This is a genomic window from Pseudomonas sp. AO-1, from assembly GCF_019775695.1.
Classification (GTDB): domain Bacteria; phylum Pseudomonadota; class Gammaproteobacteria; order Pseudomonadales; family Pseudomonadaceae; genus Aquipseudomonas; species Aquipseudomonas parakoreensis.
The window spans coordinates 4,989,911-5,010,595 of the sequence record NZ_CP079947.1; the positions used below are offsets into that span (position 1 = coordinate 4,989,911).

Sequence of the window (20,685 nt, forward strand, 5' to 3'; positions counted from 1 at the left end):
CAGTCAATCGCTTACATCGTTCGGGAACTACCGCCATGAAGCGTCGCTACAGCTGGCCCATCGGAATTTTCGCCATCATCGTCGTGCTGCTGATCGCCCTGCACATCGCCCTGCCTTACGTGGTACGCGATTACTTGAACGGCAAGCTCGCCGACATGGGCGATTACCGCGGTCAGATCACCGATGTCGATCTGGCCCTTTGGCGCGGCGCTTATAAGATCAACGGCCTGAAAATCGTCAAGGTCGACGGCAAGGTGCCGGTGCCGTTCGTCAATGCGCCCGTGATCGATCTGGCGGTCAGCTGGCATTCGCTGTGGTACGACCATGCCGTGGTGGCGCAGGTGCAGTTCTTCAATCCCGAGATCAACTTCGTCGATGGCGGCCCCAACAAGCAGAACTCGCAGACTGGTAAAGGCACCGACTGGCGGGCGCAACTGGGCAAGTTGCTGCCGATCACTCTCGACGAGGTGCAGATCCACGACGGCAAGATCACTTTCCGCAATTTCAACTCCAAACCGCCGGTCAACATGAACGCCAGCAACGTCGAGGCGAGCATCTACAACCTGACCAACGTGGTCGACAAACAGGGCAAACGCGACGCCCGTTTCGAAGGCAAGGCAAAACTGCTCGGCCATGCACCGCTGGAGACCAGCGCCACCTTCGATCCGCTGAGCAACTTCGAAGACTTCCAGTTCCGCCTGCGCGCCCGCGACATCGAACTCAAAAGCATGAACGACTTTGCCTCGGCCTACGGCAAGTTCGATTTCAACGCCGGCCATGGCGACGTCGTCATCGAGGCCCAGGCGAAAAAAGCCCAGGTCAGCGGCTACATCAAACCCTTGCTGCGTGACGTCGAGGTGTTCAACTGGCAGCAGGACGTGGAAAACAAGGACAAGAGCATCTTCCGCTCCGTCTGGGAGGCCATCGTCGGCGGCACGGAAACCGTGCTGAAGAACCAGGCCAAAAACCAGTTCGCCACCAAGGTCGAACTCAGTGGCAACGTGCATCAGCAAAACATCAGTGCGTTCGAAGCGTTTTTGCAGATTTTGCGTAATGGCTTCATTCAGGCTTTCAATGCGCGGTATGAGCGGCCGAAGCCGGATGCGGGCTAATTCTTACGATTAACGACATATCGACCAGACTCTTCAGCCGCCAGCGTGGACTTTTGCTGCAATGAGTCCCAACCAAGACAAGCCAAGGCTAATGACCTTGGCACCGCCTCCCGCCCATTACTGTATCTGCTGATGCTGCGGGCACTGACACCCAGCGCCTCGGCTGCCTGATTCAGTGAGAGTCCGGTACGTGCACGCCAATCGATGAAAATCCGAGTGTTTTCATCGACAGTGTTTTGGGCCAGCGCATCCATATAAAGCGTGTCTGCGCCGATCTGTATATCGGGCTCAAGCCATTCGACCGTCCAGCCATTGTCGTCAAGGGTCGCAGCCGCAAACACTTCGGGATCAAGCAATGGTTGCAGACCTGGATAAGCGTGGATATCTCGGCTCAGGTCAAGGGTCAGATCCTGACCATCAATAAAGGTCAGTTTCAATCGAAAACCTGACAGTGCCTGCACAGCCGTCAGACGAGGCCTTTTCATGGGTAACATCGTTTCCAGTCCTCCAGCAGTTGCACTTGATGAGCCGCAACCCAAGCCAGCGCTTCCTTGATAATCAGCGGCGGTGCCTTGCCCGTCATGACTTCGACGGTTTCAAGGCTCAGCATCACGTCCACACCGCCACCGATCAAGTGGACATGGGGTGGCGGGTGATCCTTCTCACGTAACTGAATGCGGTATTTGTCGCGAAATCGGTATTTAGTCGTCATGCCCGACAGACTATCGCCAAATCGGCGATACCCGAATACTGGCCTCTGGCCGAAACCGAGTCAACATGTGACGCCCCATTCAGAGACTGAATAAGCCGTCTGCGTTCACAGTCGACCGGGCTGCGCGTTATAGTCGGGGCATCCGATTTTTTCGCCCCCGCCCTGCCCGTGCAGGTCGGCGTTACCGTTCGAGGATTAGCAGATGAAGTTCGAAGGCACCCAGGCCTACGTCGCCACCGATGACCTGAAGCTGGCGGTCAACGCCGCCATCACCCTGGAGCGGCCGCTGCTGGTCAAGGGCGAACCGGGCACCGGCAAGACCATGCTCGCCGAGCAACTGGCCGAATCGTTCGGCGCCAAGCTGATCACCTGGCACATCAAGTCCACCACCAAGGCCCATCAGGGCCTGTACGAGTACGACGCGGTCAGCCGTCTGCGCGACTCGCAACTGGGCAACGAAAAAGTCCACGACGTGCGTAACTACCTGAAAAAAGGCAAGCTCTGGGAGGCGTTCGAGTCCGAAGAACGGGTGATCCTGCTGATCGACGAAATCGACAAGGCCGACATCGAGTTCCCGAATGACCTGCTGCAAGAACTCGACAAGATGGAGTTCTACGTTTACGAGATCGACGAGACCATCAAGGCCAAGAAGCGCCCGATCATCATCATTACCTCGAACAACGAGAAAGAGCTGCCGGACGCCTTCCTGCGCCGCTGCTTCTTCCACTACATCGCCTTCCCCGACCGCAGCACCCTGCAGAAAATCGTCGACGTGCACTACCCGGACATCAAGAAAGATCTGGTCAGCGAAGCGCTGGACGTGTTCTTCGACGTGCGCAAGGTGCCGGGCCTGAAGAAGAAGCCGTCGACCTCGGAACTGGTCGACTGGCTGAAGCTGCTGATGGCCGACAACATCGGCGAAGCAGTGCTGCGCGAGCGCGATCCGACCAAAGCCATTCCGCCACTGGCCGGTGCGCTGGTGAAGAACGAGCAGGACGTGCAGTTGCTTGAGCGCCTGGCGTTCATGAGCCGTCGCGGTTCTCGCTAAGAGGCTGATGCCATGTTGCTCAACCTGTTCAATGAAATGCGTGCCGCCAAGGTGCCGGTGTCGGTGCGCGAGTTGCTCGACCTGATCAACGCGCTGAAGCAGCGCGTAACCTTCGCCGACATGGACGAGTTCTACTACTTGTCGCGGGCGATTCTGGTCAAGGACGAACGGCATTTCGACAAGTTCGACCGTGCGTTCGGCGCCTACTTCAATGGCCTGGAAAAGCTCGACGATCACTTGCAGGCGCTGATTCCCGAAGATTGGTTGCGCAAGGAATTCGAGCGTTCGCTGACTGATGAGGAGCGCGCGCAGATCCAGTCCCTCGGCGGTCTGGACAAGCTGATCGAAGAGTTCAAGAAGCGCCTCGAAGAACAAAAGGAACGCCACGCCGGCGGCAACAAATGGATCGGCACCGGCGGCACCAGCCCGTTCGGCTCCGGCGGCTTCAACCCGGAAGGCATTCGGGTCGGCGATGCCGGCAAGCGTCAGGGCAAAGCGGTCAAGGTCTGGGATCAGCGCGAGTACAAGAACCTCGACGATTCGGTGGAGCTGGGCACGCGCAACATCAAGGTCGCCCTGCGTCGTCTGCGTAAATTCGCCCGTCAGGGTGCGGCGGAAGAGCTGGACATCGACGGCACCATCGACCACACCGCCAAGGATGCCGGCCTGCTGAACATCCAGATGCGCCCGGAGCGGCGCAACACGGTGAAGCTGTTGCTGCTATTCGACATCGGCGGCTCGATGGACGCTCACGTGAAGATCTGCGAGGAGCTGTTCTCGGCGTGCAAGACCGAGTTCAAGCATCTGGAGTACTTCTACTTCCACAACTTCATTTATGAGTCGGTGTGGAAGAACAACATGCGCCGCACGTCCGAGCGTTTCTCGACGCAGGATCTGCTGCACAAGTACGGCGCCGACTACAAAGTGATCTTCATCGGTGACGCCGCCATGGCGCCCTACGAAATCACCCAGGCCGGCGGCAGCGTCGAGCACTGGAACGAAGAGCCGGGCTACCTGTGGATGCAGCGCTTCATGGAGAAGTACAAGAAGCTCATCTGGATCAATCCGTATCCGAAGGACACGTGGGGCTATACCTCGTCGACCAATATCGTGCGCGATTTGATCGAGGATCAGATGTATCCGCTGACGTTGCGTGGGCTTGAGGAAGGGATGCGGTTTCTGTCCAAGTAAAAAGCCAAAGATCGCAGCCTGCGGCAGCTCCTACAGGGAAATTCGCGTTTCCATGTAGGAGCTGCCGCAGGCTGCGATCTTTTGATCTTCAACCAAAGCGCTGCAAATACTCGACATGCTCGCAGTGCGCCACCTCCTGCACCACCGGCCTCAATCGCACCTGCGCCCCCGGCAGACATTGCGCCAGTCGCGCCAGCGCCAACGGCGTCAACGCTCCCAACCGTGGATACCCGCCAATCGTCTGCCGATCATTGAGCAAGACAATCGGCTGCCCGTCCGGCGGCACCTGCACCGCGCCCAGCGGAATGCCCTCGGAAATCATCGGCCGGCCCTGATACTGCAACGCCTTGCCCAGCAACCGAATGCCCATGCGGTCGGCGCGACTGTCGAGCGTCCACGGACTGTTGAACACATCGAACAGACTCTGTCCGCTGAACTGACCGATCTGTGCGCCGAGCACCAGATCCAGCGGCGTATCCAGCCGTAAATCAGGTCGATGCGCCAGCGGCACTTCACGCACCTGCAGAACCGCACCGCGATAACTCAACGTCGCGCCCTTGGTCAGCGGTAACCCCATACCATCCAATCCACCGAGTTCTTCGCGCACCACCGTGGCGCTGCTGCCCAGCACCTGCGGCGCGTCGAAACCACCGGGCGCGGCCAGATAAGCCCGCGCGCCGAGCAGCGGTTGGGTGAACCTCAATGTTTGCCCTTGGCCCAGTTTGAAACTGCGCCACGGCGCCAGCGCCTGCCCATCGATCTGCGCACCAAGATCCGCCCCGGCCAGCGCCAGCAGGCAATCCTCCTGTGCCACCACGGCAAACCCGCCGAGGGTAATTTCAATCACCGGCAGATCCAGCGCATTGCCGAGCAACCAATTGCCCCAACTCATCGAACACCAATCTGCCGCGCCGCCCTGAGTCACGCCCAAATGGCGCACGCCAAAACGCCCGGCGTCCTGCAACAAACACAGCGGCGTGCTGGCTTCAATCGTCAGTCGGCTCATGCCAGCGCCTCCAGCGGTGTGTCATCACCGCCCAGGTTGATGAACTCGGCGTGGCTCACCGCTTCGAAACGCACGGTGTCGCCGGGTTGCATCAGGCTGTAGCCGTCGCGATGACGGTCGAACAGTTTCGCCGGGGTACGGCCGATCAGATTCCAGCCGCCGGGGGACACCACCGGATAAGCCGCGGTCTGCCGTTCGGCGATGCCGACGCTGCCGGCCGCGACTTTCTTGCGCGGGGTGTCCAGACGTGGCGCCGCGAGGATTTCTTCCACCAGCCCCATGAAGGCGAATCCCGGTGCGAAGCCGAGGGCGAACACCTGATATTCACGAGCGCTGTGACGGCGAATCACCTCCTCCACCGCCAACCCGCTGCGCTGCGCCAACAGGCTCAGTTCGGGGCCGACACTCAGGTCGTACCAGACCGGCAACACATGGCACTGGCCGCTGGTTCGAGCGTTCGGCGACAGATCGATCAACGCTTCAGCGATCAATTCACGGGCCTGACTCGGGCTCAGCGCGGTCAGGTCGTAATGCACCATCAACGTGGTGTAAGACGGCACCAGATCGATCAACTGCGCGCCAAACACCGCACGCAAGCGCTCACTGGCGGCGAGCATCCACGGCATGTTGGCTTCGGCGATTTCATCGAACAGGCGCAGCATCAGGCAATCCACCGCCACCACTTCAATCCGTGGGTTCATGGCACACTCTGCTGATTCAGGGCCTCGCGAATGCGCTGCACGGCGGCCACCGAACTGGTGTTGTCGCCATGCACGCACAAGGTGTTGGCCTGCAGATGCAGCGCACTGCCGTCGCTGGCGACAAGTTCACCGCCACGGGCGATGGTCAGGGCCTGTTCGATGATTGTTTCTGGTTCGTGATGCACCGCGCCCGGCAGTTGCCGCGACACCAGTCGGCCGGCGCTGTCGTAGGCGCGGTCGGCGAAGGCTTCGAACCACAGGGTCACGCCATATTCGTCGCCGAGCTGTTGCGCCGCCGCGTTGTCGCGGGTGGCCATCAACATCAGCGGCAAACTGCGATCGTAAGCAGCGACGGCCTGAATCACCGCACGCAACTGTGCCGGGTTGGCCATCATGTCGTTGTACATCGCGCCGTGGGGTTTGACGTAACTGACTCGCCCGCCCTGCGCGCGGCAAATGCCGTCGAGCGCGCCGATCTGGTAATGCAGGATGTCTTGCAGCTCTTGCGCGGAATAAGCCATGGAACGCCGGCCGAAGCCAACCAGATCCTGATAGGCCGGATGTGCGCCGATCTGCACGCCGTGGCTCAGGGCCAGACTGACGGTCTTGCGCATGATGCTCGGGTCACCGGCATGGAAGCCGCAGGCCACGTTGGCGCAGTCGATGAAGGGCATGACCTCGGCGTCCAGACCCATGGTCCAGCTGCCGAAACTCTCGCCGATGTCGCAATTCAATAGCAGGCGGCTCACGGTGAACACTCCTGTAGCTTCTTGTCTTTTTATCTGTAGGACGCTTGCCCGGCAGGTTATCAGTTACTGCGCATCCAGTTGCTTGCCACGGGTCTCCGGCAGGCTCAACGCCGCAAGAATCACCACGCCGTAGGACACCGCAGCAAACGCACCGATACCCACGCTCAGCGGCACCTTCTGGCTGAGCAGGCCAATCAGCAGCGGGAACAGAGCCGCCAGCGCCCGGCCGATGTTGTAGCAGAAACCCTGCCCCGAGCCACGAATCCGCGTTGGAAACAGCTCGGTGAGAAACGCGCCCATGCCGCTGAAAATCCCTGAGGCGAAGAAGCCCAGCGGAAAGCCCAGCCACAGCATCACCCCGTTGCTGACCGGCATCTGCGTGTACAGCAAGACGATGGTGAACGAACCGACCGCAAACAGGATGAAGTTCTTTTTACGTCCCAGCAGATCGGTCAGATAAGCGCTGATCACATAGCCGACGTAGGAGCCGACAATCACCATCGCCAGATACCCGCCAGTGCCGAGCACACTCAAGCCGCGTTCATTCTTGAGGAAGGTCGGCAGCCACGAGGTGATCGCGTAGTAACCGCCGAGCGCGCCGGTGGTCAGCAAGGAGGCGCGGAACGTGGTGAACAGCATGCCCGGGGCAAAGATCTCGTAGAACTTCGCCGGGTGTTCCGGAGTTTGCGCCGCCTTGGCTTCGCGATAGATCTCCGGGTCTTTCACCAGCCGCCGCACGAAGATCACGAAAATCGCCGGAACGATGCCGAGGATGAACAGCGCCCGCCAGGCCTCTTCCGGCGGCAACAGCGAAAACAGCAGCGCATACAGAATCGCCGTCAGTCCCCAACCCAACGCCCAACCACTCTGCACCATGCCCACCGCTTTGCCGCGATCTTTGGCGCGGATCACTTCACCGATCAGCACCGCGCCGGCGGTCCATTCACCGCCGAATCCGAAGCCCATCAGGGTGCGGGCGATCAGCAGCTGTTCGTAGTTCTGCGCGAAACCGCAGAGGAAGGTGAAGAAGGCGAACCACAGCACCGTCAGTTGCAGGGTGCGCACGCGGCCAATGCGGTCGGAGAGAATCCCCGCCACCCACCCGCCGATGGCCGAGGCGATCAGGGTGCTGGTGTGAATCAGCCCGGCCTGTCCGGTGGTGATGCCCCACATGGCGATCAGGGTCGGTACCACGAAGCTGAGCATCTGCGTGTCCATGCCGTCCAGGCCATAGCCGATCTTGCAGCTCCAGAAGGTACGACGTTCCTGCTGATTGATGTTGCGATACCAGTCGAACGGTCCGGGGCGGGCCGTGTTCTTGGGGAGGTCGAGGGTGTCGGGCGCACGCATGGCAAGTCTCCGCAGGCTTTTATTGGTCTTGTTCGAAGTTCCGACGACGCCTATCGTGGGAACCGGATGCGCCGATTTTTCGTCGCCCGGCCCTGCTGCGTCCAACGAATAAAAACCCGCCTTAGGCATAAGAAAAATTTGTCACCCGAGCCGTTGCCATGAACCTGAAGTTTCTCGAGACCTTTGTCTGGGTCGCCCGGCTGAAGAGTTTTCGCCTGACCGCCGACAAGCTGTTCACCACCCAGGCGTCGATTTCCAGCCGCATCGCGGTGCTCGAAGGCGAGTTGGGGGTGAAGCTGTTTCTGCGCGACTCACGCGGCGTCAGCCTGACGCCCGAAGGCCTGAAGGTGCTGGATTACGCCGAGCAGATGCTCGATACGATGTCGGCGCTCAAGCAATCAATCGAGACCCGTTCGAGCAAGGTCGGCCGGGTGCGTATCGGGGTGATGGACACGGTGATTCACACCTGGCTCAGCCCGCTGGTGGCGCAGATGACCGAACGGTATCCGCGGGTGGAAATCGAGCTGGTGGCGGATACCTCGCTGAATCTCTGCGATCAGCTGCAAAAAGGCTTTCTCGACATCGTTCTGCAAACCGATCTGGTGCGCCACGAAAGCGTGCGCAGCCTCGAGCTGGCCAGCCATCCGCTGGGCTGGATCGTCGCCAGCAACTCGATCTACAACCGCGAGTACGCCGACCTTGGTGAGCTGGCGCAGGAACGGATCATCACTTATTCGAAAAACTCCCGACCGCACCAGGACCTGCTGGCGCTGATGCAGGCCAACGGCGTGCTCGCGCCACGCCTGAACTGCGTGAATTCAGTGTCGGCGATTACCCGGTTGTTAGGTGATGGATTCGGCATTGGCGTATTGCCGCCGGTGCTGGTGGCCGAGGAACTGGCGCGGGGTGAACTGACTTTGCTCGACATCGACCAACGCCCGCCGAATCTGCAGGTGGTGGTGTCGTGGCGAGTTGGCGTGGAGTGGGTCGAGGAGATGGTGACGTTGTGTCAGCAGGTGCTGGCGGGGTATGCGCGCAAGGTCGGTGAAAACTACGTCACCCTCACTCAGTAATCTCACCTGTGGTGAGGGGATTTATCCCCGATGGACTGCGCAGCAGTCCTGAAACCCGAACAATCAGGTTTATCTGACACACCATTGAGGGCCGCTTCGCGCCCCATCGGGGATAAATCCCCTCGCCACAGGAACCTTGCAAGCTTTAGAGGCCGCGCACGTCGCGATCTTCAATCGGGCGGCTCTGGCGCAAACGCCGGCCACCCAGCACCACCCAGTCAATCAGACGAATCAGGCACTCGATGCCGAACGACAGCAGCAACGCGCCGCTCATGCCCCAGATCATCGCTTCCGGGGTCAGCAGGATCTGGTAGCTGTAGCCGTTCCAGGTTTCCTTGCGAATGTCCGGGTCGGCGGCCAGCACCACTTGCAGGAAGCGGATGTACCACGGCCCCTGCATCGCCTGAAACTGTTTATCCAGCGCTGTCTGGCGGTTGAGCAAAGTGCTCAGGCTGTCGGCATCGCTGCGAAACACCGGGTCGTCACTGGCGCGGTAATGCGCGACCAGCGCCTGCAAATCGCCCTTGAAGAACTGCTCGGCGGTGCCCTGAAAACCGCGCAGACCGGTCTGCGCTTCGATCAGATGGGCTTCGACGCGTTTGGCGTAATCGTTGATGAACCCCGGCACCTGGACACCGATCAACAGGCCCGCCGCAAACAACACCAGCCGTAGATAACTGAGCAACATCGAGGAGAGATCCTTTATTCGGTCGTGCCCTGGCTGACGCATTCGCCGCGTCGCCACAGGCTCCATTGGCCCGGTTGGTAACGGGTCCAGGTTTCGTTTTCGGTCAAAGGCTCGGTGGCGATCACCGTAACCACGTCATTGGGCGTGGTTTCCGCCTGGAAATCGACGATCACATCGACATCCTTGAGCCGCGCCGGGCCGAACGGTGCGCGCCGGGTGATCTGTGCCAGTTTGGTCGAGCAATAGCAGAACAGCCAGTCGCCGTCACTGAGCAGGCAGTTGAACACGCCTTTGCTGCGATATTCAGCACACGCGGCGACCAGATCCGGCAGCAGCACTTCTATATCGACCGGTTCCGGGAAGGCTGCACGCACGCGGTTGAGCAAATCGCAGAACGCCGCTTCGCTGTCGGTGTCGCCCACCGGGCGGTAGAAGCTCTTGATCGGGGTGAAATCGGCGAGCTGGCCGTTGTGCGCGAAACACCAGTTACGGCCCCACAGTTCGCGGACGAACGGGTGGGTGTTGGACAGGCAGACCTTGCCGACGTTGGCCTGACGAATGTGGCCGATGACCACTTCGCTCTTGATCGGATAGCGCTGCACCAGATTGGCGACTTCCGATTCACTGCTGGCGGCCGGGTCCTGAAACAGGCGCAGACCGCGCCCTTCATAGAAGGCAATGCCCCAGCCGTCGCGGTGCGGGCCGGTACGCCCGCCGCGCTGCATCAGGCCGGTGAAGCTGAACACGATATCGGTCGGCACGTTGGCACTCATGCCCAGTAATTCACACATGTGCTGACTCTCGTGGTTACAGACGCGGCTCGACGCGCATGCGCTGCGGGTTGTTCGGCAATGGCGGGCGACCGTAACGGTCATCACCGGCAGCGCCGAACGGCTGATCGTCGTCGCGATCATCGGCACGCGCCGCGGCCTTGGCGGCTTCGGCCTGCTCGCGACGGGCGCGTGAGGCGCGTTCGATCGGGAAGCGGATCAGCACGAAAATCAGGTAGATGCCGAACGCAATCATGCCGTACATGAACAGGTCGGAAATCGCCCGCCAGGCGTTGTTGCCGACCTTGAAGGCCAGATCCAGCGCAGTAATGGCGATCGACGGTGCAACCTTGGCTTTCACCGGATCAATGATGGTCGGGCTGAACAGCAACACCGCCATCAGCACCCGCAGCGGCTCGCGCAGCCAGCGCCACATCCAGCGGGTCAGGCGCATCCATACCAACAGGCAGCCCACAGCGGCGAAGGCGTAGAGGCCCCAGGCGATCAGATAGTCGTTCTCGGTCATGGTGTCCATGGCAAGGCAGGCAAGTCGGGTAGAGACAGACCATTACTGGTCTGCCTCCCCCTAAGAACCGTACGTGCGCCTTTCAACGCATACGGCTCAAGTCTTTAGAAAGCCCCGGTTGGAGCCGGCTTGTTTACTGTCAATCCACGGCTGTGTAGCTGCTGATGACAAACTGGATGCAATAGTACTCGGTTATCCAAGGTGTCTCCACCGCCTTGCGAGCGGTGGATTACGTGATGGTCGTGCCACCCGCTTTCCTTGGTAATCGGTTGCTTGCACAGCGGACATAGACCTTTTTGGCTTTGAAAGAGACTTACGATCTGTTTCCGATACTTCAGCTTTTTAAGCATACGCACCATTCGTAATTTCTCTCCCATTTCCTCCATGGAGGGATCGAAGGGGTTGTATTCCCCGCTCACCTTTCTATGCCGCTCGATCGCAGTGCTCGCTATTGAGTACAGGGGAGCTATTGCTTTCGTCCCGTCCGTCCTCATCGCCATGGTGGCGAACACCCAACTTCTGCCTTCATGGGGTTGGAAATAACCTCTCCTGACCCATTCCAACGATTTATTAGGATGTCGCCTTTTCGCCCAACGCCAGAGAGCATGGAAAACAGAGTTATCCATTCTGCTAAACGCCTTCTTGGCAACTACTGGCTGGTGGTACATCGCCCAGCCACGCAGTATCGGATTCAGCCGTTGGATCAGATCCTCTTGCTTTGCCGTTTTGTTGGTACTGATGACGTCCTTCACCTTGCGATAGAACGCTTTCACGTTTTTCTTGCTTGGCTTGATCAGGAGCTTTCCCTCGTACTTGCGGAAATTCCATCCCAGAAAGTCAAAACCTTTGTCTATGTGAACCACACGGGTTTTCTCGAGTGACAGCTGTAATCCTCGCAAAGCGAGGAATTTCTCCACCCAAGGTCTGATTTCGCTCTCCAGCATCTCTTTCGAGTTTCCGGTAATCACAAAGTCATCCGCATAGCGCACCACATTGATTTTCAGCTTCTTGGCCTTTGTCACGCCCAGATGTTGCTTGAGCTGTGACTCCAATCCATCCAGCACCATATTTGCCAAGGTTGGCGAGATGATCCCGCCCTGTGGCGTACCGGCATCCGTTGCCTGAAGCTGACCTTTATGAATCACTCCAGCCTTTAGCCATTTCCGGAGGATCGTTTTGTCCGTAGGGACATTGACGATCAGCCAGTCATGGTTGATGTGGTCAAAGCAACCTTTGATGTCCGCCTCCAGTACCCATTCGGCCGAAACCTTCTTGGATAAGCAGATGAACAGCTGTCCCATTGCGTCTGCGGTAGAGCGCTCGATCCTGAAGCCGTAGCTGTTCGGATCTCCGGTGGTTTCTGCAATGGGCGCCAGAGCTAGAAGGTATAGAGCCTGCATGGCCCTGTCAGTCATGGTCGGAATGCCCAGTGGGCGCTCCTTTCCGTTTGACTTCGGAATGAACACACGCCTTAAAGGCCGTGGTTTGTATCCGTGGCGCTTCAACCCGTTTGCCGCTTTCCATTTGGCATCGGGTGTATCCCAGAGCACGCGGTCGACTCCCGCCGTGCGCTTGCCCTGGTTTTCAGTGACTCGCCGAACGGCCAAATATCTGGCCGAACTAGAGCGGGTCAGCATTCGTTGCAGGGAATTAACCCTGCGCCAATTGCCTTCCCGACAAGCCTTCGCAATCCGTAACTGCATCGCCCGGACATTCCGCTGAACACGCCACCAATCGATGTCATGCCATTGCTGCGGAGCGCCGGAAGGCGCAGACACGGCCGTAGGGCTGTGTACTTTCATGCTGCCTTCCTCTCAAATTGCCTGAGCTGAAGACGTACGCATTCCCTGACGGGAATGGACGTCCCGTCAGGGCTGGATAAATGGGAAACCTAAACTGCAGGTTTCTGAGATTATTGAGACAGGCTCAGTCAGAGTTCATGCGACGAAAGACCACGCAGAAGTCTGCCCGGTTTCCCGTGGGGTGATGTTCCAACCCCTATTCGATCCATTACAGATCGACTTTCGCTTTCTCTGCGATCCCATACCCGCACAGCCAACAGATCCCCTTGCGGTTCACCTGCCCGAAGGCAGCCATACGGGCTTACCACGTTCCCTGCCTGTCACACGATTGGGTTAGGGCCTGCCTTTTCGCCGGTGATTCTGATGACGACGTATCTCCAGCCTCTACAGAGATATCCGATCACTTTGCCTTTTGGCTCAAGCCTGACAGCTGTTTTGGCTTGTTTATAATTACGACGTTTATCAGCAGTTCACATATGTTGCCCATGCCAACCAGCCTGGCGCCTCAACCCGGTTCAGCTCCGAGCATCTCTACATCCCCTCACGGTGGCTGCAGACCTTTTCAGGGGCTACGTTGTTGGAAAAGCTTCACACCTCATCGTTGCCAATGACGCATGTCTTCCTAGGCTATCGTTGGTCGTACAACGAGTCCGCTGCCAACTTGCAAGCAAGCTGGATGGACAATGACAGACAGAGCTTTCGCTCGAGTCTTCAGAGGGATAAGCAGGAACTGACAGAGTCAGCATGCTCAGAAAAGTGTTTCCTCCTGTTTCGAAGCAGGAGAAAACCCTTGCGGGGATTCTATCCCGCAGGGGTGAGGTTCTGTGAGAACCGAAGATTGAAGATGCATTCTAGAAAGAAAAGATCCTTTCCCAGTCGATTGTGTCGAATGCTGATCGACTGTGGGCATGCCCCGCCGCAACGGTAAGTCCTTGAAGGCAGTGGACTTCTTTGATGGATTTTTATTCCGGAGATTGGGTACTCCAGCCTTGGCTGTAATCGAACAGCCCTTCAAGATGACCATCCACCTCGAAGTCTTGAAGACACGCTACGCGTGTCGCACAGAGGCGCTTATAGTAACGACTTTTCGCCCGTCAGGCTTGTCCCAATGCCAGACGGCCAACAGCAAACCCTGTGGGAGCGAGCTTGCTCGCGAAAGCGTCGGGTCAGTGAAACAAATGTCATCTGACAGGACGCCTTCGCGAGCAAGCTCGCTCCCACAGGAGAGTGCGATGGTTTCACGATCTGCGAAAACCTTTATTCCGAATATTGTCCGAGAGCCTTCCATGCCCGAATCCGCCCACGTCATCCGCGCCCCGATCGCCCGCAAGGCTGCCGGTGCCGACCCGTATGCCTGGCTGCAGGAACGCGACACCGACGCGGTGCTCGACTACCTCAAGGCTGAAAACGCCTATCAGGAAGCACAGACCGCCGATCAGGCCGCCCTGCGCGAAAGCCTGTTCGAAGAGATCAAGGGCCGGATCCTCGAAACCGACCTGTCCCTGCCCTCGCCGTGGGGGCCGTATCTGTATTACACGCGCACCACGGCGGGTGACGAATACGCCCGGCATTACCGCTGCCCGCGTCCGGCCGACGACAGCCTGACCCTCGACGAAAGCCGCGAGCAACTGCTGCTCGACCCGAACGTGCTGGCCAATGGCGGCTTCTTCTCGCTCGGCGCGTTCAGCATCAGCCCGGATCACCAGCGCCTGGCCTACAGCGTCGATGCTTCGGGCGACGAGATCTACACGCTGTTCGTCAAGGAACTGGCCAGCGACAAGGTCAGCGAGCTGGAATTCCAGGACTGCGACGGCAGCATGACCTGGGCCAACGACAGCCTGACCTTGTTCTTCGGCGTGCTCGACGACACCCATCGCCCGCACAAGCTGTTTCGCTATCGCCTCGACGGCACCGCTGCCGAAGAAGTGTTCCATGAGCCGGACGGACGTTTCTTCCTGCATTGCTACCGCTCCAGTTCCGAGCAGCAATTGCTGCTGACCCTGGGCAGCAAGACCACCAGCGAAGTCTGGGCCCTGGACGCGCATCAGCCGCACCTGCCCTTCACCTGCCTGGCGCCCCGGGTCGAGGATCACGAATACGATGTCGACCACGGCGCGCTGGATGGCGCCTGCACCTGGTTCATCCGCACCAACCGCGACGGCATCAACTTCGCCCTGTATCAGGCGCCGGACACCGGTGTGGTGCCGAACGAAGCCGACTGGCAGAACCTGATCCCGCACAGCGACACAGTGATGCTCGACGGCGTGACGCTGAACACCGCGGCCATGACCCTGAGCCTGCGCGAAGGCGGTCTGCCGATCATTGAAGTTCATCCACAGGGCCAGACGCCGTATCGCGTGCAATTACCGGACGCGGCTTACAGCCTCTATGTGCAGAACAGCCTGGAGTTCGAAAGCGACCGCATCCGCCTGCGTTACGAGGCGCTGAACCGTCCGGCGCAGGTGCGGCAGTTACGGCTGGACAGCGGCGAACAAACCGTCCTGAAAGAAACCCCGGTGCTCGGCCCGTTCGACGCCGACGCCTACGTCAGCCAACGCCTGTGGGCCACCGCGCCGGACGGCACGCAGGTGCCGATCAGTCTGGTGATGAAACGCGAAATGGTCGGCAAACCGGTGCCGCTGTATCTGTATGGTTATGGCGCCTACGGCTCCAGCCTCGACCCGTGGTTCTCCCACGCGCGCCTGAGCCTGCTGGATCGCGGCATGGCTTTCGCCATCGCCCACGTGCGTGGCGGCGGCGAGTTGGGCGAAGCGTGGTACCGCGCCGGCAAACAGGAACACAAGCACAACACCTTCAGCGACTTTATTGCCTGCGCCGAATTCCTGATCCTCAACGGCATCACCACCGCCGAGAAACTGGCGATCAGCGGCGGCAGCGCTGGCGGCTTGTTGATTGGCGCAGTGCTGAACCAGCGTCCGGACCTGTTCGGCGTGGCGATTGCCGAAGTGCCGTTCGTTGACGTGCTCAACACCATGCTCGACCCCGATTTGCCGCTGACCGTCACCGAGTACGACGAGTGGGGCAACCCCGCAGAGCCGGACGTCTACGAGCGGATCAAAGCGTACGCGCCGTACGAAAACGTCACCGCGCAAGCTTACCCGGCAATGCTGGTGATCGCCGGCTACAACGACAGCCGCGTGCAGTACTGGGAAGCCGCCAAGTGGGTGGCGAAACTGCGCGCGACCAAGACCGACGACAACGTGCTGCTGCTCAAGACCGAACTCGGCGCCGGGCATGGCGGAATGAGCGGGCGTTATCAGGGATTACGTGACGTAGCGCTCGAATATGCATTTGTGTTCAAGGTTTTGGGCCTGGCCTGAGGAACTCCATCGGTCACTTGGGTCTTAACTCCAGACCCAGGAGGCCGATACTCATGAACCCGTGTAGGAGCTGCCGAAGGCTCGGGCCGCGATCGGACGATCTTTTGATCTTGCCTTTCAAAATCAAAAGATCGCAGCCTTCGGCAGCCCCTACAGGGGATCGTGTAGTGCCTTGAAAATGTGAAAACAATAAAGACCGCAACGACATGTCAGAACCGACCTTACTGAACAACGAAATCCGCGACTGGCTGATGGACTGTGGCCTGTTCGATCAATTGCAACTGGCGGACTTCGCCGCGGCCTCGGGCTACTTCAGCATCAGCACCGTGGCTGAAGGTGAAGCGATTTTCCGTGAGGGCGATGCCGGCAGTTTCATGTGCATCCTCCACACCGGTCAGGTCGCGGTGCAGAAAACTGGCCCTGACGGCCAGGTCATCACCATGGCCACCCTGCGCAGCGGTCGGGCGTTCGGCGAAATGGCCGTGCTCGATGGTGAGCGCCGTTCGGCGACCTGCGTCGCGGCGAGCAACTGCCAACTGCTCAACCTGGGCAAGGACTCACTGGAAAAGATGCTCAACGACGCGCCGAAGATCGCCGCCAAGATCATTCGCGCCCTCGCCGTGTCCCTTTCCAAACGCCTGCGCATGGCCGACGGTCAACTGGCGGCGCAACAGGTTTAACCGCCAGGGGATTTGGCCTTGGTGCTGTTCGGCTCGATGCCCGGCACCGGTTGATCCTTGCTCGGCGGGCTGGGCATTTCGATTGGCACCAGCGGCGGGCTGCCACTGCCGGCGCCGGCCTTCGGTGCGCTGATCGGGGTGATTTGCGGATACGGGGTCGGCGTGGCGGTACCCGGCGAGCCGGGTTGCGGCGTCGGGCTGACCGGAATGGTCTGCTGCGCCTGCACTGCAGTAATCGCGAGCGCGGCCAGGGCAATGGCCGTTAGAATGGTGCGCTTCATCAAGGGCTCCGTTTGGCCTCTAGTCTGCGTTCAGGCTACTCCCAACGGGCCTGCTTGCCTTCCCCCCTTGTAGAGATTTCCATGAAACGTTTCGTTCTGCTCGACACCACGCCGATCCCTGACAGCGGCGGCGCCCTGTGCCTGTTCGAGTATGGCGAGGATTTCGTCATCAAGATTCAGGGCGGCGACGGCGGGCAATTGATGAACACGCGCATGCACGGTTCGGAAGATGCGCTGGCCGAGATTCCTTGCCGCAAGGTGGCCGGACGGCCGAATTCACGGGTGCTGATTGGCGGTCTGGGCATGGGCTTCACCCTCGCCTCGGCACTCAAGCATCTGGGCAAGAGCGCCGAAGTGGTGGTCGCCGAGCTGGTGCCCGGCGTGGTCGAGTGGAACCGCGGCCCGCTCGGGGAAAAGTCCGGGCGCCCACTGCTCGATCCGCGCACGGTGATCCGCCAGGACGACGTCGCCAAGGTCCTGCAAAGCGAGCCGAACGGCTTCGACGCAATCATGCTCGACGTCGACAACGGTCCCGAAGGCCTGACCCAGAAGGCCAACAGCTGGCTGTATTCCGCCGCCGGTCTGAACGCCTGCGCCAAGGCCCTGCGGCCCAAGGGCGTGCTGGCGGTGTGGTCGGCCAGCGCTGACCGGCAGTTTTCCGACAAATTGAAGAAGGCCGGTTTCAAGGCCGAGGAAGTCCAGGTGTTCGCCCACGGCAACAAGGGCACCCGCCACACGATCTGGATTGCCGAGAAGCTCAAGGGCTGAGCTAAACTCTGCACATAACCGTCATTAGTCTTTTTACTAAGGTGAACCCATGAGTTCGTCCACCCCGACCAACACGTCGAAGCTCGATCGCATCCTTGCCGACAACCAGCGCGACAAGGAAATGGGCTACCGCGACAAGGCCCTGAAGATGTACCCGCACGTCTGCGGCCGCTGCGCCCGTGAGTTTTCCGGCAAGCGCCTGAGCGAACTGACCGTACACCACCGCGATCACAACCACGACAACAACCCGCAGGACGGCTCGAACTGGGAACTGTTGTGCCTGTATTGCCACGACAATGAGCACTCGCGCTACACCGACCAGCAGTATTTCGGCGACGGCTCGCTGAGCACACCAAAAATCGCCAAGGCCACGCATAACCCGTTTGCCGCCCTCGCCGGCCTGATGAAAAAAGAAGACTGATCTTCATTGCCATTACTGGCCCCATCGCTGGCAAGCCAGCTCCCACAATGATTTTGGTCGCTCACAAATTTTGTGAACACCCGAGATACCTGTGGGAGCTGGCTTGCCAGCGATGAGGCCAGACCAGACACCACAGATCTCGAATCTGCCCGCCCTCCCCCAATCCCCGTATAATCGCCCTCTTTTTCCCGAAGGCACCCCGCTCGTGGCAGACAAACGTTACAGCTGCATTGGTTTGTACAACCCCAAGTCACCGGAGAACGTCGGTTCGGTGATGCGCGCCGCAGGCTGTTACGGCGTGGCGTCGGTGTTCTACACCGGCAAGCGTTATGAACGCGCCGCCGACTTCGTCACCGACACCAAGCGTGTGCACTACGACATCCCGCTGATCGGCATCGACGACCTGAAAAAGATCCTCCCGCTCAACTGCGTCCCGGTCGCCGTGGAACTGGTCGAGGGCGCCCGCCCGCTGCCGGAATACACCCACCCGGATCGCGCGCTATACATCTTTGGCCCGGAAGACGGCTCGCTGGATAAAGAGATCCGCGACTGGTGCGAAGACGTTGTGTACATCCCGACCACCGGCTGCATGAATCTGGCAGCGACAGTCAACGTGGTGCTCTACGACCGCATGGCCAAAGGCCTGAACACCCGCTCGGGGCCGAAATTCCGCTGAAACGTCGCACATCCGATGGAACGAGCCGGGCGCTGCGGCAGTCAGCTTATCTATCTATTGCACATTGCCTGGGAGACAGATCATGACCGAACTCAAACGCGTCCAACGTATCGATTCCACCCCGTTCCAGAGCCCGACCGAGCAGAACGTCCAGGGCTGGGAGCGCATCGGCTCGCTGGCCGGTGGCGTGATCATGGTCGGCAAGGGCCTGCGCCGTGGCGGCGTGTTCGGTCTGATTCAAGTGGCGATTGGCGGCGTGGCGATGGCCCGTGGCATCACCGGGCACAGCTCGGTGAAGAGCCTGCTGGAAAAAAGCCGTCAGGACATGAACAACGTGCGTGCCAAGATCGAGCGCGCCGGTGAAGAACTGAGCCAGCTCAAGGCCAATGCCGAGGCGGCGACCAAGACCGCCACCGTTACCGGTGATGATTCGGTGAAATCACCGAAAGCCGGGGTTTAAAAGCAAAAGATCGCAGCCTGCGGCAGCTCCTACATGTGGAATGCGTTTCCCCTGTAGGAGCTGCCGCAGGCTGCGATCTTTTGATCTTTACTGGAGTAACACGGTATCGAGGACTTTGGAAGACTCACCCAGAACACTCTCGGCCAGTTGCAAAAACTCCTTGGTACTCACCGCCCCCAGATGCATCGCCCCGCGCAACACATCATCCAGCGAACGCTTGTTGCGCGTCTTCAAGCGAATCTCGCGATCCAGTTCCTGCAAGACAATGACCGCTTTTGCAAGCTGCGCCGCACTGATCTGCTCGCCGCGTAACGTCGTCACCTTCTGACTGTCCCGGGTCAATTTCGCCTGCAACGCCTGATAACGTTCATCGCTCATGCCCCCGGCACGCCGCACCAGTTCGATCGCGTAGTACTCGGCAAAGCCTTCACTGATCCAGTCACTGCGATGTTCATCGTTGATGCGCCCGAACACCTGCGCCAGCTCACGCACCAGCGCACTGCTGCCGCTCTCGCTGACCAGCGGCAAACGCGTATTCAGATAGATCGATTCATGTGCACCGAGGCTGCCGCGCCACATCGGGTCGTTGGCGCCGACAATCAGCAGTTTTTTCGGATGCCGGGGATAGACCGCTTGCACCTGCGGCCAGACGAACGTCAGCAGCGTCAGCACATCCATGCGGCGCATGCCCTGCCCTTGCGGCGAAGCCACGGTGACTTCGGTTTCGCCCAGGCGCGTGCGGCGGCTGCCGAGGTGACCGGCGAGCATCCAGCCGGTCGGGCGGTCGAACAGGCGTGAAGGGTTGTCGATGCGAAATGTGTTTTTGCCGATGCGCGGCCAGGCGGTTTCGACGCTTTGCCAGCCGTTGGGCAGTTCGAATTGCAGACGTGACACCAGCTCGACGCCATCCTGCTGATCGAGCCTGGCGGGCGGCACCAGATCATCACCGCGCAGCAGCGCCCAGGTCGGGGTCATGCGCGTGTCGAAGCTGCCGCTCTTGCGGCCGTGGCTGATGCTGACGCGATAAGTCAGGCTGGGCTTGTCGCCGCTCGGACGCCAGAGGCCCCGAGCATGCTTGCCCGGAGACAATTGCCACTGACCATCGGCCTTGAAGTCGCTGTAGTGGCTGCCATCACCGAGGTCAAAATCGAGGCTGCGTACCGCTTCGCCCTTGGCCACGGTCAGGCGCACTTCGGCCTGATCGCTTTGCGGCAGCAGGCGCACGTGGTAATCCAGATCGACTTTCTTTGCCGCCCACACCGGTGCGCTTAGCGCCAGCGGGGCCATCAGCAATGCCCGCAGCAATCCCCCAGCCATACACACTCCTTGT

The 20,685-nt window shown here is 59.9% G+C and carries 22 protein-coding genes; 10 read left to right on the forward strand and 12 right to left on the reverse strand.

Going from position 1 to position 20,685, the window contains the following annotated elements; genetic code table 11:
- Positions 1 to 35: 35 nt before the first annotated feature.
- The gene (locus tag KVQ82_RS22600) at positions 36 to 1,112 is read left to right on the forward strand and encodes a DUF748 domain-containing protein (RefSeq protein WP_108181972.1); all 1,077 of its coding nucleotides are present in this window, start codon (positions 36 to 38) and stop codon (positions 1,110 to 1,112) included.
- Here KVQ82_RS22600 and KVQ82_RS22605 read toward each other — a convergent pair.
- Positions 1,109 to 1,606 (reverse strand): helix-turn-helix domain-containing protein, encoded by a 498-nt coding sequence (locus KVQ82_RS22605; protein WP_041070304.1) that lies wholly within the window; start codon positions 1,604 to 1,606, stop codon positions 1,109 to 1,111. The genes KVQ82_RS22600 and KVQ82_RS22605 overlap by 4 nt on opposite strands.
- Entirely contained in the window at positions 1,594 to 1,824 is a 231-nt protein-coding gene (locus KVQ82_RS22610) for a DUF4160 domain-containing protein (RefSeq protein WP_097086717.1), read from the reverse strand. The genes KVQ82_RS22605 and KVQ82_RS22610 overlap by 13 nt, the downstream gene beginning before the upstream one ends.
- Before the next feature lie 202 nt (positions 1,825 to 2,026).
- On the opposite strand from KVQ82_RS22610, the gene KVQ82_RS22615 reads away from it, so the two are divergent.
- Positions 2,027 to 2,872 (forward strand): MoxR family ATPase, encoded by an 846-nt coding sequence (locus tag KVQ82_RS22615; protein ID WP_003222636.1) that lies wholly within the window; start codon positions 2,027 to 2,029, stop codon positions 2,870 to 2,872.
- Positions 2,873 to 2,884: 12 nt separating this feature from the next.
- Positions 2,885 to 4,063, forward strand: coding sequence for a VWA domain-containing protein (locus KVQ82_RS22620; RefSeq protein WP_027614532.1), 1,179 nt, complete (start codon positions 2,885 to 2,887; stop codon positions 4,061 to 4,063).
- An 88-nt stretch (positions 4,064 to 4,151) separates the two neighbouring features.
- Here KVQ82_RS22620 and KVQ82_RS22625 read toward each other — a convergent pair whose 3' ends face one another.
- The 4 genes from KVQ82_RS22625 to KVQ82_RS22640 form a co-directional block, all read right to left on the reverse strand.
- Entirely contained in the window at positions 4,152 to 5,069 is a 918-nt protein-coding gene (locus KVQ82_RS22625) for a biotin-dependent carboxyltransferase family protein (RefSeq protein WP_222015987.1), read from the reverse strand.
- Positions 5,066 to 5,770: a 5-oxoprolinase subunit PxpB gene (pxpB, locus tag KVQ82_RS22630; RefSeq protein WP_222015989.1), complete on the reverse strand. Its 705-nt coding sequence runs from the start codon at positions 5,768 to 5,770 to the stop codon at positions 5,066 to 5,068. Before pxpB ends, KVQ82_RS22625 begins: the two co-directional genes overlap by 4 nt.
- Positions 5,767 to 6,519, reverse strand: a complete 753-nt coding sequence (locus tag KVQ82_RS22635; protein WP_222015991.1) for a 5-oxoprolinase subunit PxpA — start codon at positions 6,517 to 6,519, stop codon at positions 5,767 to 5,769. Before KVQ82_RS22635 ends, pxpB begins: the two co-directional genes overlap by 4 nt.
- A 63-nt stretch (positions 6,520 to 6,582) precedes the next feature.
- A complete protein-coding gene (locus KVQ82_RS22640) occupies positions 6,583 to 7,869 on the reverse strand; it encodes an MFS transporter (protein ID WP_222015993.1) in 1,287 nt (428 codons plus the stop codon).
- Between the two features lie 158 nt (positions 7,870 to 8,027).
- On the opposite strand from KVQ82_RS22640, the gene KVQ82_RS22645 reads away from it, so the two are divergent.
- Positions 8,028 to 8,942 carry a LysR family transcriptional regulator gene (locus KVQ82_RS22645; protein WP_222015995.1) on the forward strand — a complete coding sequence of 305 codons (915 nt, stop codon included), beginning with the start codon at positions 8,028 to 8,030 and terminating at the stop codon, positions 8,940 to 8,942.
- Between the two features lie 145 nt (positions 8,943 to 9,087).
- Here the strand turns inward: KVQ82_RS22645 and KVQ82_RS22650 are convergent, their stop codons facing one another.
- From KVQ82_RS22650 to ltrA, 4 genes are all read right to left on the reverse strand, one after another.
- On the reverse strand, positions 9,088 to 9,630 hold the full coding sequence (locus KVQ82_RS22650) for a DUF2937 family protein (protein ID WP_007969600.1): 543 nt from the start codon (positions 9,628 to 9,630) through the stop codon (positions 9,088 to 9,090).
- A 14-nt stretch (positions 9,631 to 9,644) separates the two neighbouring features.
- Positions 9,645 to 10,421, reverse strand: coding sequence for a class II glutamine amidotransferase (locus tag KVQ82_RS22655; protein ID WP_007969599.1), 777 nt, complete (start codon positions 10,419 to 10,421; stop codon positions 9,645 to 9,647).
- A 16-nt stretch (positions 10,422 to 10,437) separates the two neighbouring features.
- A complete protein-coding gene (locus KVQ82_RS22660) occupies positions 10,438 to 10,935 on the reverse strand; it encodes an MFS transporter (RefSeq protein WP_086791999.1) in 498 nt (165 codons plus the stop codon).
- Between the two features lie 95 nt (positions 10,936 to 11,030).
- Positions 11,031 to 12,728: a group II intron reverse transcriptase/maturase gene (ltrA, locus tag KVQ82_RS22665; protein ID WP_222015997.1), complete on the reverse strand. Its 1,698-nt coding sequence runs from the start codon at positions 12,726 to 12,728 to the stop codon at positions 11,031 to 11,033.
- Between the two features lie 1,286 nt (positions 12,729 to 14,014).
- Here ltrA and KVQ82_RS22670 point away from each other — a divergent pair.
- Positions 14,015 to 16,069 carry a S9 family peptidase gene (locus tag KVQ82_RS22670; RefSeq protein ID WP_222016000.1) on the forward strand — a complete coding sequence of 685 codons (2,055 nt, stop codon included), beginning with the start codon at positions 14,015 to 14,017 and terminating at the stop codon, positions 16,067 to 16,069.
- Positions 16,070 to 16,275: 206 nt separating this feature from the next.
- Positions 16,276 to 16,749: a cyclic nucleotide-binding domain-containing protein gene (locus tag KVQ82_RS22675; RefSeq protein ID WP_041070525.1), complete on the forward strand. Its 474-nt coding sequence runs from the start codon at positions 16,276 to 16,278 to the stop codon at positions 16,747 to 16,749.
- On the opposite strand, the gene KVQ82_RS22680 is transcribed toward KVQ82_RS22675, so the two are convergent.
- On the reverse strand, positions 16,746 to 17,030 hold the full coding sequence (locus tag KVQ82_RS22680; RefSeq protein WP_041070325.1) for a hypothetical protein: 285 nt from the start codon (positions 17,028 to 17,030) through the stop codon (positions 16,746 to 16,748). The two genes, KVQ82_RS22675 and KVQ82_RS22680, sit on opposite strands and share 4 nt — an antisense overlap.
- An 81-nt stretch (positions 17,031 to 17,111) precedes the next feature.
- Here KVQ82_RS22680 and KVQ82_RS22685 point away from each other — a divergent pair, with 81 nt between their 5' ends.
- The 4 genes from KVQ82_RS22685 to KVQ82_RS22700 all read left to right on the forward strand — a co-directional run bounded on the left by KVQ82_RS22685 (position 17,112) and on the right by KVQ82_RS22700 (position 19,355).
- Positions 17,112 to 17,798: a spermidine synthase gene (locus tag KVQ82_RS22685; protein WP_041070327.1), complete on the forward strand. Its 687-nt coding sequence runs from the start codon at positions 17,112 to 17,114 to the stop codon at positions 17,796 to 17,798.
- 49 nt (positions 17,799 to 17,847) lie between these two features.
- Positions 17,848 to 18,219, forward strand: a complete 372-nt coding sequence (locus KVQ82_RS22690) for a YajD family HNH nuclease (RefSeq protein ID WP_003222612.1) — start codon at positions 17,848 to 17,850, stop codon at positions 18,217 to 18,219.
- A gap of 205 nt (positions 18,220 to 18,424) precedes the next feature.
- Positions 18,425 to 18,895, forward strand: coding sequence for an RNA methyltransferase (locus KVQ82_RS22695; RefSeq protein WP_007911337.1), 471 nt, complete (start codon positions 18,425 to 18,427; stop codon positions 18,893 to 18,895).
- A gap of 82 nt (positions 18,896 to 18,977) precedes the next feature.
- Positions 18,978 to 19,355 (forward strand): DUF2892 domain-containing protein, encoded by a 378-nt coding sequence (locus KVQ82_RS22700; protein ID WP_222016002.1) that lies wholly within the window; start codon positions 18,978 to 18,980, stop codon positions 19,353 to 19,355.
- Between the two features lie 87 nt (positions 19,356 to 19,442).
- Here KVQ82_RS22700 and KVQ82_RS22705 read toward each other — a convergent pair whose 3' ends face one another.
- Complete coding sequence (locus KVQ82_RS22705; protein ID WP_222016005.1) at positions 19,443 to 20,672, reverse strand: hypothetical protein; 1,230 nt, start codon at positions 20,670 to 20,672, stop codon at positions 19,443 to 19,445.
- Positions 20,673 to 20,685: the final 13 nt, after the last annotated feature.

What these genes read in the sequence shown, in the direction of transcription:
- KVQ82_RS22600 (WP_108181972.1), top strand. Translation starts at nt 36, where the DNA reads ATGAAGCGTCGCTACAGCTGGCCCATCGGAATTTTCGCCATCATCGTC.
- KVQ82_RS22605 (WP_041070304.1), bottom strand. Translation starts at nt 1,606, where the DNA reads ATGTTACCCATGAAAAGGCCTCGTCTGACGGCTGTGCAGGCACTGTCA.
- KVQ82_RS22610 (WP_097086717.1), bottom strand. Translation starts at nt 1,824, where the DNA reads ATGACGACTAAATACCGATTTCGCGACAAATACCGCATTCAGTTACGT.
- KVQ82_RS22615 (WP_003222636.1), top strand. Translation starts at nt 2,027, where the DNA reads ATGAAGTTCGAAGGCACCCAGGCCTACGTCGCCACCGATGACCTGAAG.
- KVQ82_RS22620 (WP_027614532.1), top strand. Translation starts at nt 2,885, where the DNA reads ATGTTGCTCAACCTGTTCAATGAAATGCGTGCCGCCAAGGTGCCGGTG.
- KVQ82_RS22625 (WP_222015987.1), bottom strand. Translation starts at nt 5,069, where the DNA reads ATGAGCCGACTGACGATTGAAGCCAGCACGCCGCTGTGTTTGTTGCAG.
- pxpB (WP_222015989.1), bottom strand. Translation starts at nt 5,770, where the DNA reads ATGAACCCACGGATTGAAGTGGTGGCGGTGGATTGCCTGATGCTGCGC.
- KVQ82_RS22640 (WP_222015993.1), bottom strand. Translation starts at nt 7,869, where the DNA reads ATGCGTGCGCCCGACACCCTCGACCTCCCCAAGAACACGGCCCGCCCC.
- KVQ82_RS22645 (WP_222015995.1), top strand. Translation starts at nt 8,028, where the DNA reads ATGAACCTGAAGTTTCTCGAGACCTTTGTCTGGGTCGCCCGGCTGAAG.
- KVQ82_RS22650 (WP_007969600.1), bottom strand. Translation starts at nt 9,630, where the DNA reads ATGTTGCTCAGTTATCTACGGCTGGTGTTGTTTGCGGCGGGCCTGTTG.
- KVQ82_RS22655 (WP_007969599.1), bottom strand. Translation starts at nt 10,421, where the DNA reads ATGTGTGAATTACTGGGCATGAGTGCCAACGTGCCGACCGATATCGTG.
- KVQ82_RS22660 (WP_086791999.1), bottom strand. Translation starts at nt 10,935, where the DNA reads ATGGACACCATGACCGAGAACGACTATCTGATCGCCTGGGGCCTCTAC.
- ltrA (WP_222015997.1), bottom strand. Translation starts at nt 12,728, where the DNA reads ATGAAAGTACACAGCCCTACGGCCGTGTCTGCGCCTTCCGGCGCTCCG.
- KVQ82_RS22670 (WP_222016000.1), top strand. Translation starts at nt 14,015, where the DNA reads ATGCCCGAATCCGCCCACGTCATCCGCGCCCCGATCGCCCGCAAGGCT.
- KVQ82_RS22675 (WP_041070525.1), top strand. Translation starts at nt 16,276, where the DNA reads ATGTCAGAACCGACCTTACTGAACAACGAAATCCGCGACTGGCTGATG.
- KVQ82_RS22680 (WP_041070325.1), bottom strand. Translation starts at nt 17,030, where the DNA reads ATGAAGCGCACCATTCTAACGGCCATTGCCCTGGCCGCGCTCGCGATT.
- KVQ82_RS22685 (WP_041070327.1), top strand. Translation starts at nt 17,112, where the DNA reads ATGAAACGTTTCGTTCTGCTCGACACCACGCCGATCCCTGACAGCGGC.
- KVQ82_RS22690 (WP_003222612.1), top strand. Translation starts at nt 17,848, where the DNA reads ATGAGTTCGTCCACCCCGACCAACACGTCGAAGCTCGATCGCATCCTT.
- KVQ82_RS22700 (WP_222016002.1), top strand. Translation starts at nt 18,978, where the DNA reads ATGACCGAACTCAAACGCGTCCAACGTATCGATTCCACCCCGTTCCAG.
- KVQ82_RS22705 (WP_222016005.1), bottom strand. Translation starts at nt 20,672, where the DNA reads ATGGCTGGGGGATTGCTGCGGGCATTGCTGATGGCCCCGCTGGCGCTA.